Source organism: Mesorhizobium sp. P2_C7 (genome assembly GCF_056404515.1).
Genome location: NZ_JBFUDW010000007.1, coordinates 239,648 through 253,528, shown reverse-complemented (window position 1 = coordinate 253,528; position 13,881 = coordinate 239,648). Strand labels below are relative to the sequence as shown.

Below are 13,881 nucleotides of genomic sequence, written 5' to 3'. Positions count from 1 at the left end.
TGGCAACCGCGATTGTCTGTTGAGATGCCGTCTGCCTGCTCTTGTCAGCGCGTCCGGGCGCGATAATTTTTGTTGGGAAGGGGATTTCGATCAAAGGAGCCGATTATGAAACACCAAACCCTAGACCAGCTGCAGACAATCGCAGAAGTGGAACCCTTTTCGACATACCCGATCATGACCCGGCAGCAGCGCATGGAGCGCTGGGCAGACCTGCTGGAAGAACATCCCGAGCGGCGCCTAGGAGCGCTTACCGGCACTGAGCATCAGAGGGGGGAAGACCGCGACGCAGCACGCAGTGAGAACTCGCCGATCACGGTGGCCTTCGAGGATCCAATACTGCGTTCACTGGGCCTGAAGAATGATACCTATGGGGAAGCAAAGCGCTTCTTCGAACTGACAGATTGGCAATTGCACGATATCGTCTGCAGTTGTCATGTCGGGACCACGATGCGAGGGCAATGGGCTGCTGCAAGAGTGCGCCGGACGATCAATGAAAACAGGTTTTTCAGATGGCTCAGAGAGAGGATGTGGCACTGAGGTCACCTGAGACAGCTAAATCCATTTGACCTTTTTCGGAGGGATGTAGAACACGATTTGGCGGGGGCTATTGGCTTCGTTGGTCCCCCGCTTTGGCGTTGAGGAAGTTTTTCCAGCTAAGGTGACGCCCGGTAGTACGATTTAGGCGAGGGCATACCGAGGTCGCCACTCAAGATAACAGGCGGCAAGATACCCTCGGCGCCTGGGACGCGCCGTCCGTGTATGTCCTCGCGCACGCTGAAGCGAAACGCGACACTCTCGATGTCGAGAGGCAGCGGAACCCGCAGAACAAGCTCCTTAGCGGCAGGTCGCCGAACTGGGCGCAGGAGTCGGCTGCCTTGCCCGCAAAGTCCCGTCAGTGCCTGGTTTTTTGCGGGTTCGGTGCGTCGCGCCTGCGTTCGGGCTTGACGTCGTGGCGGGACATCAAGCAGGAGGTGGAAGCGACTACTGCGGATGACACAAAAGAATGCTGGTCGTCCGAGTCAGCTCCTGACAGTCGCAGTGAGCATTTTCTACTGGGCGGCCAAGATTGCAGAGCAAGTTCACGCAGCGCAACGCGTCCAGACTGGTCGATCCTAAATTGAGCAGGGCCACTGGGTCTTTGACGCTGTCGAGACGATCGACCAGAAGTGACTGCGTTTCGACCCGAAAATCGCTTCCGCGGTTCGACGCCTCGTCGCGCGAGCTTCGTGGAGGGGTATTGCTCTTTCGCCCGGCGAGCGGCAGGCCCGTTAGCCCTCCCGGCAGAGCCCCAGACCTTCAGGACAACCTCTGCGACGCCGGCTCGCCGAGTCGGTTCCTTGTACCTGGCTTAGGAACGAGTCCGCACAAGTGACGTTTCGTGTCCTTGACCGCGGTGGGGAGTAATCAAGAAGGCACCGTTGGTCGGGAGGTGCTGATGTCAATGCCAGGTCTGGCATATGGTCCCTTGGGCGAGCGATCCATGCATATCTGTGTTGATATGCAGCGGTTGTTTGCTGAGCCATCGGGTTGGGCGACTCCCTGGATCACCCGCGTACTCCCGCAGATCGAGAGGTTGGTAGAGAGACGCGCGCCGCAGACAGTCTTCACGCGCTTTTTGCCTGCGCTGAAGCCGGGGCAGGGTGTGGGGACATGGAAACGCTACTACGAGCGCTGGGCATCGATGACGGTCGAGAATATCGGTCCCGATATGATCGAACTCTTGCCGACATTGGCCAGCTACTGCCCGCCAGCTGCCGTCATCGATAAGTGCATTTACTCGCCTTGGTTCGAAGGTCGCCTCAAATCCTTTCTGAGGGAGTGTGACGTCGACACGCTAGTCATCACCGGCGGCGAAACCGATGTGTGTGTTCTGGCAACGGTGCTCGGTGCCATCGATTTCGGCTATCGCGTGGTCCTAGTCACAGACGCACTGTGCAGTTCTTCAGATGCAACGCATGACGCACTGCTCACCGTCTATCACCAGAGGTTCGCACAGCAGGTCGAGACCGTGGAGATGGAGACGGTTCTTTCGAACTGGGTTTGAAATACGCCTGAACTGGATCGTCGACCGATCGGGCGTGGTCAATCAAAGGGGCGCCGAGTTTTCGAGGGGTTCAAGTCGCGGTCAATGGGCTCGATGTTCGCCATTCCGCTTGCGCGTGGCCGCAGCTTTCTTCGCCGACTGCGAGCGGCTCGCAGCAGAGCGCGCGGCGGATGCCTTGCCGCCAGCTTCACCGCCCTTGTGGGCCGCGGGATGACCTGTGTGCTTGCCACGGCCGGAGCCGCCCTCTTTCTTACCGCCGCCATCGTCCTTGTTGACAGTTGCCCATGCCCGGCGCTCGGCTTCCTTCTCGGAAACCCCACGCTTCTCGTAGCCTTCGGCAATGTGGTCGGCTTTGCGTTCCTGCTTTTCTGTGTATTTCGATTTGTCGCCTCGTGGCATGGCCATTTCTCCTTTTGAAACGATCTGAACGAAAAGGGTAAGCGTGAGTTCCAACCGTTCTTGAGAAAAACCAAACTCCATTTGGGGACGCTGTCGGCAATGATTTCGGCTCCCGCATCGGCCTTTGAAGACAGTAGCAGCAAGACGATGAGCCAAGAATATTTTCTTCGAGACGGAGGCTGCCCTTAACGTGTGACGAGACAAAGGCTCCTTATCGGAGGATCGCAGGTTTTCGAAAAAAGCACTGACCTTTCGTCCCGGGAGGAACCCCTCCGCTATCGGCACGTTGACCACGCAAGCCGGGCCAATCCCGGTCTTAGCGGGTGGCGCGTAAACTCGCCACCGAAATCAAATTAAGAGCAATGAAAGGCAAGGCCATGGGCTTCTTTTCGAAGGACATCAAAACACTCGACGATCTCTTCGTGCACACGCTGCGCGACATCTATTACGCTGAAAAGCGGATCGAAAAGGCGCTGCCGAAGATGATCGACAAGGCAACCGACCCGCAATTGAAAGCCGGATTCAAAAAACACCTGGACCAGACTAGGGGCCATATCGAGCGCGTCGAACAGGTGTTCGAATTGCATGGCGTCAAGGCCAAGGAGGTCAACTGCCCTGCAATCGACGGCATTCTCGAGGAAGCCGACGATGTGAGCGGCGACGTCGACGACAAGGAGGTTCTCGATGCGGCGCTGATTGCATCAGCACAGGCCGTCGAGCACTACGAGATGACACGTTATGGCACGCTCATCGCCTGGGCGAAGCAGCTAGGCCGTACTGACTGCGCCAATGTGCTGGCCAAGAACCTGAAGGAAGAGCAGGCGACCGATCGCAAGCTCACCGAAATGGCGGAAAACAAAATCAATCTGCAGGCAGCCGAATAGCCCAACCACTCGGAGGCGACCAGCCAGCATTAGGTCGGCCGACTGGCTGGCAGTTCTTTGTGCGCAGGAAATGGGGAGGCCACCGGGCTCGCTCCCGCCGGACGTTTGAGCGTGAATTTACGCCTGCGTTTTTCCCATTCTCAACGTTAAATTGGATTTCCAATGATCGCCTTGTTGACTTTGGCCAGGATATGAATCGGTTCCTTTTCATGGCGGCCGACTTTCTATCTCGGCCACCGGGTTTCTACGTGATGCTCATAGCCATGGTATTGTGCACCGCCCTGGTGCCCTTTGGACTGACAAATGTGGTTACTTATGCCCTATCGGTTGCCGCCATCGTGATCACTGGTGTCGTCCTTATACAAGGCTATCGCGACACCGCCGCCATCCACGCCAAACTCGATGAGATCATCGTTTCACTGGAGGAAACCAGAAACGACGTGGTTGGATTAGAGCATGCCGAGCCGGAGGAGATCAGGGAAAAACTTGGGAAACTCGAAGAGGAAGCGGCCTACAGGCCGCCGTGAGCATGTCCGTCGAGCCGGCCATTAGACACGGCGACTTCAGGCGTCCATAGCGCGGTCGTGGGTCTTTAGAGCCGGGAAGCCAAGGACTTCAGTCTCAATTGCGTGATCTCTAATGTAATATAGATTTGTCACCAGCGAGGTTTTTCTCGTGATGGCGGCCCGGTGGTCATGGGCGGGTTGGGGTAAGATCACCGGGCCTGACCGGCGCGGGGTTGGGGCACTCGCCGGCTGGCGAATTATACGCCGCTCTCGCTTAGTCGACCACGTCTCGCATCGACTTCGCCCTCCTGCGGCTTCGCCTTGGCAGCGTCGGGAATAATGATGCCGCCGGCCGTCTTCTCCTCGACCTCGATGCGGCGAACCAGGATACGGTCATGCAGTGGACGGAACGTCATGTCGTTCTCCTTCAGGACAAACAGATTTTTAAAAGTTCCTCCACACCGGACCGGCAATATCGGGCAGGTGCGGGGCGCCGCGACCCTTCTACAGGCATCGCGCGCATATCGACCGAGTTTTGCATGTTTGAGTTTCAAGAGGTGGCCGAAAAATTTTGGCACTCGGCATTTCAGAGTGCTAGCGACTGAATTTATGGAGCTATTTTGCCAGGGCGCGCGATTTTCAGGTCTGGAGATTCGGTCCGAACTCCGCGAATTTTTTGCAGTTGAGTCCCGAAAGGGTCACGACAACACCAAAGACGCCAAGGATATTGTTAGGAACAGAGACCATCGTGGAACGAACTTTGTCGAAGAACACTGCGCCGTTGACTCCATGCCCTCGCTGCGAAAACTACCGCGTGCTGCGAGCCCGCGTAAGACGGCATCTTCACAATTCATTTGCCGGCATCGGGTCCGCTCCCCTTGAACTGAAAAGAGGCGTTTCCAATCTTTTTATGTGTCCAGCGCGGCTTGCCGGATGTCGAGTTGAGCAGGAGCGGAAGGATCGCATGGAAACGATGCTCTTTGATATCCCGTTTCCCCCGCGGTTTGCCGTGGCGTTCGCCAAGCTCACCGGCCTCGTTTGTAGGAGCCGCGCACGGTGAGGCAGGATCCGGTTGCCCCATGATTTGAAGGGAGGTCACTATGGAAAGCGCGACGTTCAAACAACCGGTTTTCGTAAGAGACGAGGGCCATGTTGTCCAAAAGATCGGCTGTGTCATGGATGCGATAGAGTTTCTGGAAGAATGGCCGGTTGAAAGGCGCGGCCTCCTCCACGCTGCGGCGTCGGATGCATGCTACTCCGCGTACGATGGCCGGAAGCCTGTCGAGGCGGCGAACAGGGCCTTTACGATCTGGGCACGCAGGGTCGCCGTCATCGAGGATCTGCCCGCAGCGCCGCACTGGATGACAGGGCCGAAGATCAGCAAAGTAGACCATCTTTAGATAGTCAGGGTTAATACTGTGGCAGCAATCTACCGCCGCAGCATCAAAGCGGTTCGTCACCGGGGCATGGGGAGCGGAAAGCCGAGTCCCTTTTCGTTGTCTGTTCATATAGGTGCGGTCAGCACAGACAAACTACCAAGCGGATCGCGGGATTAAGCGCGTCTGCCTGAATAGCAAGCCGCCGGCGGCATCTTCACGCTTCGCCCGGATGCACCTGGGCCGGATCTGCCAGGTCGCCTTAGTCATCGGGCTCGATAAGGTCGATTAGCGCTGCTACCCGGGTTCCCGGCAGCGGTCGCCCCTGGCTCATCAGCGCCTCATCACCAAAGGCCCAGGCCCACGCCTCTCTCAATTCCTCGAGCGAGGCACCGGACGCGATGATCTCCGCAATCGTCACGCCGTCTATGGATCCGAGGACCGAGACAACGTCTTGGCGTGTCATGGTCATCCTTTTCCTCCGTTCGAAATACCAGCGAGCAGATGGGTATTCGATGGAACGCTTGCCACCCAGCCATTTGAAGGCGGTCGCGAAACTGCCTTGGCGGACCCTCTTGACGCGGCGGAAGTCAATTCCCAATTCATTCTCGTCGGTCGCCACGTAAGGGGCCGATGTGTCAGGGAGCGCCAGGCTTCTTGGCGTTCCCTCGTATCTATGTTGCTCCAACGAGGATGTAGTTATGAGAACGAACCTGGACTTTTCCCCCTTCTATCGGTCGAGCATCGGCTTTGACCGCATCTTCAACCTGCTTGAAAACGCCAGCCCCCCGCAGAACGCGGATAGCTGGCCGCCTTACGATATTGCCAAGCTCGGCGAAGACACCTACCGCATTGTCCTCGCGCTCGCCGGTTTCGGTGAAGACGAGCTTACGATCACGCAGGAGCCAAATATGCTCGTGATCGAGGGCGCCAAGACAGATAACGACGAGGTTCAGTACCTCCATCATGGCTTGGCGTTGAGGTCGTTCGTGCGTCGCTTCGAACTTGCCGACCATGTGACCATTGTCGGGGCAACGCTCGAAAACGGTCTGCTGATCATCGACCTCAAGAAGCAGATTCCCGAGGAGATGAAGCCGCGCCGCATCGCGATTAATGTCGAGACCGACAAGAAGGCGGCCTCCAAGCACATTGAAAGCGCGGCCTGATCTTTGTTGGTCGGCCTGCAGCAGACATCCCGTCCTGTCGTGGGTGGAGTCTGGGTGCGACCATAAAACGAAAAGGAGAAGGACAAATGAGCGTACGTGACTTGATTCCCTGGAGCCGTGGCGGCAGCCAGGCACCGCGCATTTATCGCAGTGACGACATGGATCCGTTCCTGTCGTTACACCGCAATGTCAACCGGCTATTCGACGAGGTGTTCCGCGGTTTTGACACGCCTTCGGTTCTGGGCCGCGTGCCCCCTCTTAACGGCACTTGGCCAAGCGTGGAGTTCTCGGAAACCGATAAGGAAATCCGCGTGACGGCCGAAATCCCGGGCCTTGATGAAAACGACGTCGAGGTCATGCTGGATGACGGCGTTCTGACGCTTCGCGGCGAGAAGAAAGCAGAGACCGAGGATAAGGACCGCCAGTTCAGCGAACGCTGTTATGGGCGCTTTGAGCGGCGCTTCAGTCTCGGCCGTGAGGTTGAAGAAGACAAAGTGGCGGCCACGTTCAGGAACGGTGTGCTTACCGTGACACTGCCGAAGACCAAAGTGGCGCAGGTAAACGCTAAGCGCATTGCAATCAATGGCAGCAAATGACGGTCGCGAAGGAGGGCCGGGATCGTTGAGCCCCGGCTCTCGCAGATAGCGAGGATGGTCAAATGACATCCAACAGTCTCAAACGAAAGAGAGCCGTCAAGGGATGCTGAATCAACCTTGCAACCCCAGGGAGGTAACAAATGACCAGTTTGGCTTTTCTTGCCCCCGTGCAGGTTAAGACCAATGACGTGAGACACGACATCAACTCGGTGCGGGAGGCGCCCGTATTCTTGAATCAATGGCCGAAGGCCCGTCGGGGACCGGTGTACAGCTGCGCGGTGAGGAGCTGCAACGCCGCAATCGCCGGGCAAATGACGACCGAACAGGCGCGACGGGCGTTTGTCAGCTTTGCCAGGATAGCTGGAGTGCTGGCCAGATCCGATTTTTCGCCACTGGCCCATTGTTGATCGGAGAACAGAGAGCTGCAGCTCGCGGTGTGGTGATGGACAGAAAGTCTGATCTGTTCGCGCCTGGGTGAACGCAAATCCGCTTGCGAGCCGGGACAGTAGTGTCGCTGGCAGGTGTGCCGCGCCCGGACCGCGCGCTCAAGGCCGCGTTGTAGCGCGTGGTCCGGCGGCCATAGCGGGGGGCTCGGGGACTGACCGCCGCCGAGCCTACCGGCAAAGAGGGGTGGGTTTTGCCGGCTGACGAATTATAGGCGGTCTATCCGAAAATTCAAATTTTCTAAATGAGCGGCAACCGGCCATTACGCCGCTCGTTTACCTATGCTGGCTTGATGCCCAGCACTCCACGTCTCTGGCCCGCTGCTGAAAGGTGGCGGGCTTTTTTGTGCGCGAGGGCTGGAACCCGTTGCAGAACGTGGAAGTTCTGATCCTGCTCGGCAGTCACTCCACGAGCACCCACACAAGCTCCGCCATCTCGGGGCCCGCCATGGCTTCCTCCGTGGCGGGCTTTTGCTTTTTCAGAGACCCAGATCGACCGGTAGGCCGGGTTAGGGCAGCGGGATCGGCTTGTCACTGAGTGTGCGCAAGTAGGCGATGACGTTGACCCGTTCGGTCTCGTCCGGAACACCAGGCATCTCCATGTAGACGCCCGGCGTAGTGACCATGGGCTCAAGCAGATATTTATTCAGGTCCTCGTAAGTCCACACGCCTTCCCAGCCCAGCAAGGTGTCGGAGTAACGCATTTTTGCCGTAGAGGCCTTATCGCGGCCGACGACGCTCCACAAGTTCGGCCCCGTCTTGGTCCCACCCTGTGGCTCGACATTGTGGCAACCGGCACATAGGTGGGTGAAGGAGGTTCGGCCTTTCTCGACTTCGGCAGTAGCCAACTTCATCGAGATCGGAGCTGGCGTTGGCAAGACGACGCCGTGCGCCATGGTGGCAGCGGAAGCGCTGCACTGGAGCATCGTGGAGCCGTTCATATCGCCGCATTGCGAGCACTGCCGGCAGACTCGCGTCTTACATGAGGTGCTGTTGAAGGCGGTGCGGGAAGTGACGGGACGGGAGTCGAATTTATTCCGTGGAACACCACAGGACCGGTGCGGCCCCTACGGCTGGGTAGCGCCTACTTCCGCGCTACCCAGTCCAGCATGGACGGGTCAATATCCTCCACTCCGGTGAAAGCGCGGATCAGCCTTGCGGCATGATTGCGCCATTGATCGGCTGGAATGCTTTCTTCGACGACGGACTTTTTGAACGCCTCGCGAATGACATCACAATCGAAGGCGGAAACGAGATCGCATCTCTCGACTTGAGCCATAATGCCTCCCAGCGCAGTTGGGCGGGAGCACCTGATTTGGCTTCCAAGCGCTCGTTGCCTTGCTAGATCGAGCGACAAAGAATTGTACGCTTCCGACAGTCCGTTAGCGAGTCATATGGTGCGGTCGCGACTTCGTGGTGTGGGGATATCGTCAATTCCCTGTTTTGCCGGAATGCTCAATCTCTGCCATCAGCCTGTTGAAGGCAGCGGCGTCTTCAGCCGTTTCAAATGGTCGGGCCGTAGCTGTACCGTCAACCGCCAGAATGACAGCCAGAAACGGAAACCCGACCATTGGCGGCCTGTAGACGGCGTATGATGGGCGCTTTTTCATCTCCCTCCGATGGCGATGGGTTCGCATTTGCCAATGTGGACGAAGTGCTTAGACGTGCGATGAAGCTTAGAAGTGTCTCAACCCTCCCAGCGGTGGGGAGATTGCTGGCCCTTCGCAGGAAGTGACGTCAATTCTGCATGAATGCTTCCGGTAGCACATCGGCTTCCAGCGCCGCGCTAATGAATGCAATTCGAACCTGTTTCGGGCTGCATCGGCCGACACGTTCCTCTACCAGGGCGGCCAGAGCGGCGAGGAACTTAGGTCCGCCAGATGGCCAATCGCCGTCTGTGAGGATATCGCACATTTCCAGAACGGTATGAACGACGCGAACACCACGGACGCCTTTGATAGGCACCCCACCAAATTGTTGGGTCATGCATAGTCAACGGCCCTAACAACAATGGGTTCCTGGGGCCCGTATCGGTGCGCCCCCTACGGCTGGGTTGCGGCGATCAAAGGCGCGATGACCAATCGGGCGCGTCCGCTTGTAAAAACAGATATATGCCGACCACGATTACTACCGCCAGCACGATCCAGATCGTGAGCTTCATCTTGACCATGCCGGGCAAGTAATCAGTATGGGTCCGCGCCGCAATTCAAATGGCCGTGTGCGAATTAAATTGAAAAGCCCCCGCCACCGTGAGGCTCGCTGTACCTCATTCGGGTGTACCTCATAGGGCCATCTTGCATTCCGCGTGCGTCATTTGCACTCCATCAGCAATGTTCCGCTTCAGGGAAACCCTCACGCGCGACGCCGAACGGTTGGCTTTCGACGAGAAGAAGAAGGCCGGCTGGACCTGCACGATGAAGCCAAGGCAAAACTGGAATCCGATCTGGACGACAAGGTCGCTGCCTGTGCCCGCCTAGATACGTATCAGCCCCTTATAGACGATACGCCTCAATGCCCGCGCTGCTGGATATGGCGAGCAAGGCAGGAGCCCATGGTTAACCACGGCAGACAAGACCAGAATTTGTTCAAGTGCCATGAGGGTGGGTACCTCGCGTTCTCGTGCCTTGAAGAGGCCAGTCACCGTTAAGCAGCGGGCTTTATTCCGCAAAATCTGCGGTTTGATCAGGTGCGGCCCCCAGGCCTTGACGGAACATTAGCGACCTCTAAAAGTTGGTGCTTGCGGCTGGCGATGCTGACCCCATCCCTGGCCGAAGATCGGGAAAATGCACCACCTGATCGGCCCGCGTTTTCCGCAACGAGACGCGGGCTTTTCAGGGAGGTGACAAACCTATGTGGAGCGTGTTCGAGAAGCCGCATTGGCGCACGGTGCTGACCACGAAAGACAAGGAGAAGGCGTTCGCTCTAGCAAAGGAGATCGGCGACAAGCTGCGGGTTGAGGAAATTACGCCGAACGCGAAGCGTTGAGGAGGTTCATTTACAGATTATCCATAGCCTGATGTTAGCCTCATCTTTGCCATTCGGTTCGCGTGATCCAAGCTTAACAATACGTCGAGAAGGGCGCAATAATCACATTCATTTGGGCTTAGCCGTGGGTAGGTTAATCCTCGCTCTCGCCTTCGTGGTCACCTGTGGCCCTGTGTCCGCAGTAGAGCATTGGTTTGCTCATGACGGCGACACGCTTTGGCATGACAAAAAACGCGTTCAATTGCTCGGTATCGATGCCCCCGAACTTTCGCAGGCGTGTTTTGATGCCGCTGACAAAATCTGGCCCTGCGGCAGGTATGCGCGACATTCGCCATCTCATTGCCTCCAGCGATGTATCCTGCACCATCGAAGGCAAGGACCGCTATGACAACGATGTCGGCGTCTGCTTCGTTGGAAGCATCGATCTCGGACGCGACCTGGTGAAACACGGATTGGCGGTCGCCGACAAACAAGCGCCTCGATACCTTGCCGAAGAGCGCGAAGCCCGCATTCTCAAACGTAACTTGTGGTCAGGGAACTTTATGGATCCCGGCGAATATAGGCGGGGTGGACGCCCATAGCGCCCCCGGAAGGGTGATCACAGCAAACGCCAATGCAAGCAGGCGGCGATAGCCGGCAGTGTGGTTGCAGTTTTCTATTGGCTTGCAGGCAGCAACCACATGGCGGGCCCGATCTGCTTGATCACGATTTTGGCCTTTGCGCTGTCGTATCCTTATCTCCTGAGAAAGGAGCGAAAGAACAGCGAGGCCTTTGATACCTACTACATCAGATTGTTGGAACTAGAGAGGGCAAGCGAGACAAGCTGGCCGCCGCCAAACCACGTCGCAGCAGGTAGACAACAGGCTCGCCAAACCACCATGGACAAAGCGGGCGGTGGAACGACTTGAGGCAACATTAGCATCCCTCTAGATTTTTTCCGACGTGGCAGGTGCCCGTCCCCGCTTCGGCCTGAAAAAGAAGAAGGCCGCCCAATCATGGCGGCCATTTCACGTAGGCAGAGCACCGCGAGGCTAGTTCGCGGCGGTGGCAACTCTCTTGCCGGCGTTCTGGGTAGCGTTGACGGTGTTGGCGGCATCCTTGCCGACGCCACGGATCGTGTTTGCGCAGGCCGATACCAAAAGCGCACTGGCGAGCAGCGCGATAACTGCATATGTAGATGTTTTCATAACGGTTTATCCCTCTGTCGGTAGACTCGCCCTACAGCAACGGAAGCGAGCTCGGCTGGTTCCATGGCCAAGACACAAAAGAGGAAACCAGACTCCGTTTTCGCTTAGCCGACCACGTCTCGCAGCATCTTGTGGGTCGGCGTTAGCGCGGCGGATTGCGGCATCCAACGCGGGATGATGCTGCTACAATCCCGTATGGCCGTCCGAATGGTGGTTATCCTGGCGCTTCTGTCCGCCTTCGCCTACGGCTTCGCAAACTTGTGGAACGCTATGGCGGCGTTGGCGATAGGCCCTCTCCGTGTGAGCAATCGTCTGATTGCCCCGACCCGACGCGCCGCCTCCTGAACCCGAGCCTAAGCCTTCCTGAGCCTCACGCCAGCGCCGCCGGCGGCGCTTTCAAGATCTTCGGCGATAGCTAGACGGGTCACTTCGCCTTCCGCTTCCCGGGCCCCTTAGTGGCTGGCGCGTCAGGCGCAGCCTTACGGCCCAAACCAAATTCCTTCGCCAGGGCTGATCGCTTCGCGGCGTAATTCGGGGCGACCATTGGATAATCAAGCGCCAAGCTCCACTTGGCGCGGTATTCCTCTGGTGTCATGCCGAGCAATCCGAGGTGCCGTTTCATGGACTTGAACTTGCGGCCGTCTTCCAAGCTTACGATGTAATCGGGAAACACGGACTTGTTAGGATTGACCGCTGGTCTCTGCGGCTCGGGTGGCGCTGGCTGACTTAGGCCGGACAATGACCGGTGAACCGAGGCAATCAGGTCCGGCAGACTTGCTGCTGGTATTGAGTTGTTGCTTACAAATGCCGATACAATTTCGACGGTTAGTTCAGCCAGCTCAACGGCGCGATGTTCGGCTTCGTCGGTCATATGCTGGCCCTTCGTTTATCTGATCAATGTTTTATTAGAGAGCCTTTAAGTGCGCAACCTGGACGCCTGGCTTGCGATGGCCCGCGATGCGATCGGCGGCGCTCGGAAGCTCTTCGGCGAGCGAGCGCCGGAAGCGACCCGGGGGCATTAGACACGGCGACTTCAGGCGTCCATAGCGCGGTCGTGCCGAACGGCCCGCGGGTATTCCTGCCGCGGTGGCGGACCCAAGCGTCGAGTGGGTCAAGCCAGGCCTCACCGCTCGGGTCCGTCATGTGAGGGCGAGGCGAAACTGCGCCACGCGTTCGGGAGGAGACCGGCCAGCGCGGGACTCGTGTGAAAAAGTCTACCGGGATCGAACAGAGGGAACCTTTACGAGCACGGAACCTTCTCCTTTGTGACCTAAGGGAGGAAAACAATGGCAAATCTGGGAAGACTGGCTGTCGCAATGCTCGGCATTTTGGCTTACCAAAATCGCGACAAGATCGGCGACTTGATCCGCGGTGCAGGAAATCGCGATCCCAACAACCCGCAAGGCGGGCTTATGGATCAGCTGTCCAAGGGTGTGTCCGGAACGGCGCTTGGAGACATCCTAGACCGCTTCAGAAATGCAGGAGTCGGGTCGAAGGTAGATTCGTGGGTTCGTACCGGACCCAACGAGCCGATCGAACCGAAAGACGTGGAAACGGCAATAGACGAGGACACCCTCACTTCTCTTTCGATGCAGACCGGTCTGTCGCGCGATGAGTTGATTGCCAGGATCACGAAAGACTTGCCCGAAGCAGTCGACAAGCTGACGCCAGAAGGTGAACTGCCGGCTGCAAATCCCTCCCAGAAGACCGATGAGCCTTCACTCCTCGATTCGTTACCAACACCCACCCGCGGCCGGACGACCTAAGGCGAAGGCGCTGCGGGACTGGAATTCAGGCGCCGTCTGATTTCCTGAGGTGTCGCACCCTGGTTGAACAGTGCGAGGATACGCTCGGCCAAACGGTCGCGTGCTTCTTGATCGCCGGAGATACCCATGTCCTGGGCGTATTCCTCTAAGAGCTTAGCGAGTGCAGTCAATTGTTCGGGGTCGGCAATGCCCCAGAGAGTCCTCATATCCGCAATCCCTTACCGAGTAGGGCGAAAGCGTGATCGACTCTTCCAAGCGCCCATTGCCTTGCAATATCGAGCGCCAAAGGAAGTGTACGCTTCCGGATAGGATTAGCGAGTCATTCCGGCGAAGGAACCATTGCCTCTGCCCTGTCGTTGGGTCGTCAAGGGACACGATGATGACTGACGAACAGGGCAAAGCGCCCAGCAAGCCGGACGATCCTGTCGCGCGTCGCCTATGAAACTGGCATCACGGAAACGCAAGCCCGCGAGCTAATCGCATTCTTGGGTGTGCACAGCTGGGCGTCGCTATTGCGGGAAGCACACAT

Annotated in this window: 19 protein-coding genes and 1 pseudogene; 11 read left to right on the top strand and 9 right to left on the bottom strand. The window is 57.7% G+C overall.

From position 1 onward, the window contains the following. The first annotated feature begins 105 nt into the window (after window positions 1–105). Both AC1D2G_RS17045 and AC1D2G_RS17040 read left to right on the top strand, forming a co-directional pair. The gene (locus tag AC1D2G_RS17045; RefSeq protein ID WP_477415456.1) at window positions 106–537 is read left to right on the top strand and encodes a hypothetical protein; all 432 of its coding nucleotides are present in this window, start codon (window positions 106–108) and stop codon (window positions 535–537) included. Between the two features lie 898 nt (window positions 538–1,435). Continuing rightward, complete coding sequence (locus AC1D2G_RS17040) at window positions 1,436–2,044, top strand: cysteine hydrolase family protein (protein WP_477415454.1); 609 nt, start codon at window positions 1,436–1,438, stop codon at window positions 2,042–2,044. Window positions 2,045–2,125: 81 nt separating this feature from the next. Here AC1D2G_RS17040 and AC1D2G_RS17035 read toward each other — a convergent pair whose 3' ends face one another. After that, window positions 2,126–2,443: a plasmid stabilization protein gene (locus AC1D2G_RS17035; protein ID WP_477227061.1), complete on the bottom strand. Its 318-nt coding sequence runs from the start codon at window positions 2,441–2,443 to the stop codon at window positions 2,126–2,128. Between the two features lie 377 nt (window positions 2,444–2,820). On the opposite strand from AC1D2G_RS17035, the gene AC1D2G_RS17030 reads away from it, so the two are divergent. Beyond that, the gene (locus AC1D2G_RS17030) at window positions 2,821–3,327 is read left to right on the top strand and encodes a YciE/YciF ferroxidase family protein (RefSeq protein ID WP_477415453.1); all 507 of its coding nucleotides are present in this window, start codon (window positions 2,821–2,823) and stop codon (window positions 3,325–3,327) included. A gap of 191 nt (window positions 3,328–3,518) precedes the next feature. After that, entirely contained in the window at window positions 3,519–3,854 is a 336-nt protein-coding gene (locus AC1D2G_RS17025) for a low affinity iron permease family protein (RefSeq protein ID WP_477415451.1), read from the top strand. A gap of 269 nt (window positions 3,855–4,123) precedes the next feature. Here AC1D2G_RS17025 and AC1D2G_RS17020 read toward each other — a convergent pair. Then, window positions 4,124–4,249, bottom strand: a pseudogene (locus AC1D2G_RS17020) (co-chaperone GroES); the annotation flags it as partial. A gap of 684 nt (window positions 4,250–4,933) precedes the next feature. Here AC1D2G_RS17020 and AC1D2G_RS17015 point away from each other — a divergent pair. After that, a complete protein-coding gene (locus tag AC1D2G_RS17015; protein WP_477415449.1) occupies window positions 4,934–5,233 on the top strand; it encodes a DUF982 domain-containing protein in 300 nt (99 codons plus the stop codon). Window positions 5,234–5,471: 238 nt separating this feature from the next. On the opposite strand, the gene AC1D2G_RS17010 is transcribed toward AC1D2G_RS17015, so the two are convergent. Beyond that, window positions 5,472–5,681, bottom strand: coding sequence for a hypothetical protein (locus tag AC1D2G_RS17010; RefSeq protein WP_477227062.1), 210 nt, complete (start codon window positions 5,679–5,681; stop codon window positions 5,472–5,474). Between the two features lie 229 nt (window positions 5,682–5,910). Between AC1D2G_RS17010 and AC1D2G_RS17005 the strand changes: the two genes are divergently transcribed. The 3 genes from AC1D2G_RS17005 to AC1D2G_RS16995 all read left to right on the top strand — a co-directional run bounded on the left by AC1D2G_RS17005 (window position 5,911) and on the right by AC1D2G_RS16995 (window position 7,378). Then, window positions 5,911–6,375 (top strand): Hsp20 family protein, encoded by a 465-nt coding sequence (locus AC1D2G_RS17005; protein WP_477415447.1) that lies wholly within the window; start codon window positions 5,911–5,913, stop codon window positions 6,373–6,375. An 86-nt stretch (window positions 6,376–6,461) separates the two neighbouring features. Next, a complete protein-coding gene (locus AC1D2G_RS17000; protein WP_477415445.1) occupies window positions 6,462–6,971 on the top strand; it encodes an Hsp20/alpha crystallin family protein in 510 nt (169 codons plus the stop codon). 140 nt (window positions 6,972–7,111) lie between these two features. Next, the gene (locus tag AC1D2G_RS16995) at window positions 7,112–7,378 is read left to right on the top strand and encodes a DUF982 domain-containing protein (protein WP_477415443.1); all 267 of its coding nucleotides are present in this window, start codon (window positions 7,112–7,114) and stop codon (window positions 7,376–7,378) included. 545 nt (window positions 7,379–7,923) lie between these two features. Here AC1D2G_RS16995 and AC1D2G_RS16990 read toward each other — a convergent pair. From AC1D2G_RS16990 to AC1D2G_RS16975, 4 genes are all read right to left on the bottom strand, one after another. Next, window positions 7,924–8,355: a c-type cytochrome gene (locus AC1D2G_RS16990; RefSeq protein WP_477415441.1), complete on the bottom strand. Its 432-nt coding sequence runs from the start codon at window positions 8,353–8,355 to the stop codon at window positions 7,924–7,926. 143 nt (window positions 8,356–8,498) lie between these two features. After that, the gene (locus AC1D2G_RS16985; RefSeq protein WP_477308371.1) at window positions 8,499–8,693 is read right to left on the bottom strand and encodes a hypothetical protein; all 195 of its coding nucleotides are present in this window, start codon (window positions 8,691–8,693) and stop codon (window positions 8,499–8,501) included. A gap of 151 nt (window positions 8,694–8,844) precedes the next feature. Continuing rightward, a complete protein-coding gene (locus AC1D2G_RS16980; RefSeq protein WP_477308373.1) occupies window positions 8,845–9,024 on the bottom strand; it encodes a hypothetical protein in 180 nt (59 codons plus the stop codon). A gap of 127 nt (window positions 9,025–9,151) precedes the next feature. Next, window positions 9,152–9,400: a DUF982 domain-containing protein gene (locus AC1D2G_RS16975; RefSeq protein WP_477308375.1), complete on the bottom strand. Its 249-nt coding sequence runs from the start codon at window positions 9,398–9,400 to the stop codon at window positions 9,152–9,154. 864 nt (window positions 9,401–10,264) lie between these two features. Between AC1D2G_RS16975 and AC1D2G_RS16970 the strand changes: the two genes are divergently transcribed. Further along, the gene (locus tag AC1D2G_RS16970) at window positions 10,265–10,399 is read left to right on the top strand and encodes a hypothetical protein (protein ID WP_477308377.1); all 135 of its coding nucleotides are present in this window, start codon (window positions 10,265–10,267) and stop codon (window positions 10,397–10,399) included. A gap of 284 nt (window positions 10,400–10,683) precedes the next feature. Further along, window positions 10,684–10,980: a thermonuclease family protein gene (locus AC1D2G_RS16965; RefSeq protein ID WP_477415439.1), complete on the top strand. Its 297-nt coding sequence runs from the start codon at window positions 10,684–10,686 to the stop codon at window positions 10,978–10,980. 450 nt (window positions 10,981–11,430) lie between these two features. Here AC1D2G_RS16965 and AC1D2G_RS16960 read toward each other — a convergent pair whose 3' ends face one another. Then, entirely contained in the window at window positions 11,431–11,586 is a 156-nt protein-coding gene (locus tag AC1D2G_RS16960; RefSeq protein ID WP_111547486.1) for an entericidin domain-containing protein, read from the bottom strand. 424 nt (window positions 11,587–12,010) lie between these two features. Continuing rightward, window positions 12,011–12,457, bottom strand: coding sequence for a Ros/MucR family transcriptional regulator (locus AC1D2G_RS16955; RefSeq protein WP_477415438.1), 447 nt, complete (start codon window positions 12,455–12,457; stop codon window positions 12,011–12,013). A 415-nt stretch (window positions 12,458–12,872) separates the two neighbouring features. On the opposite strand from AC1D2G_RS16955, the gene AC1D2G_RS16950 reads away from it, so the two are divergent. Next, the gene (locus AC1D2G_RS16950; protein WP_477226461.1) at window positions 12,873–13,352 is read left to right on the top strand and encodes a YidB family protein; all 480 of its coding nucleotides are present in this window, start codon (window positions 12,873–12,875) and stop codon (window positions 13,350–13,352) included. Window positions 13,353–13,881: the final 529 nt, after the last annotated feature.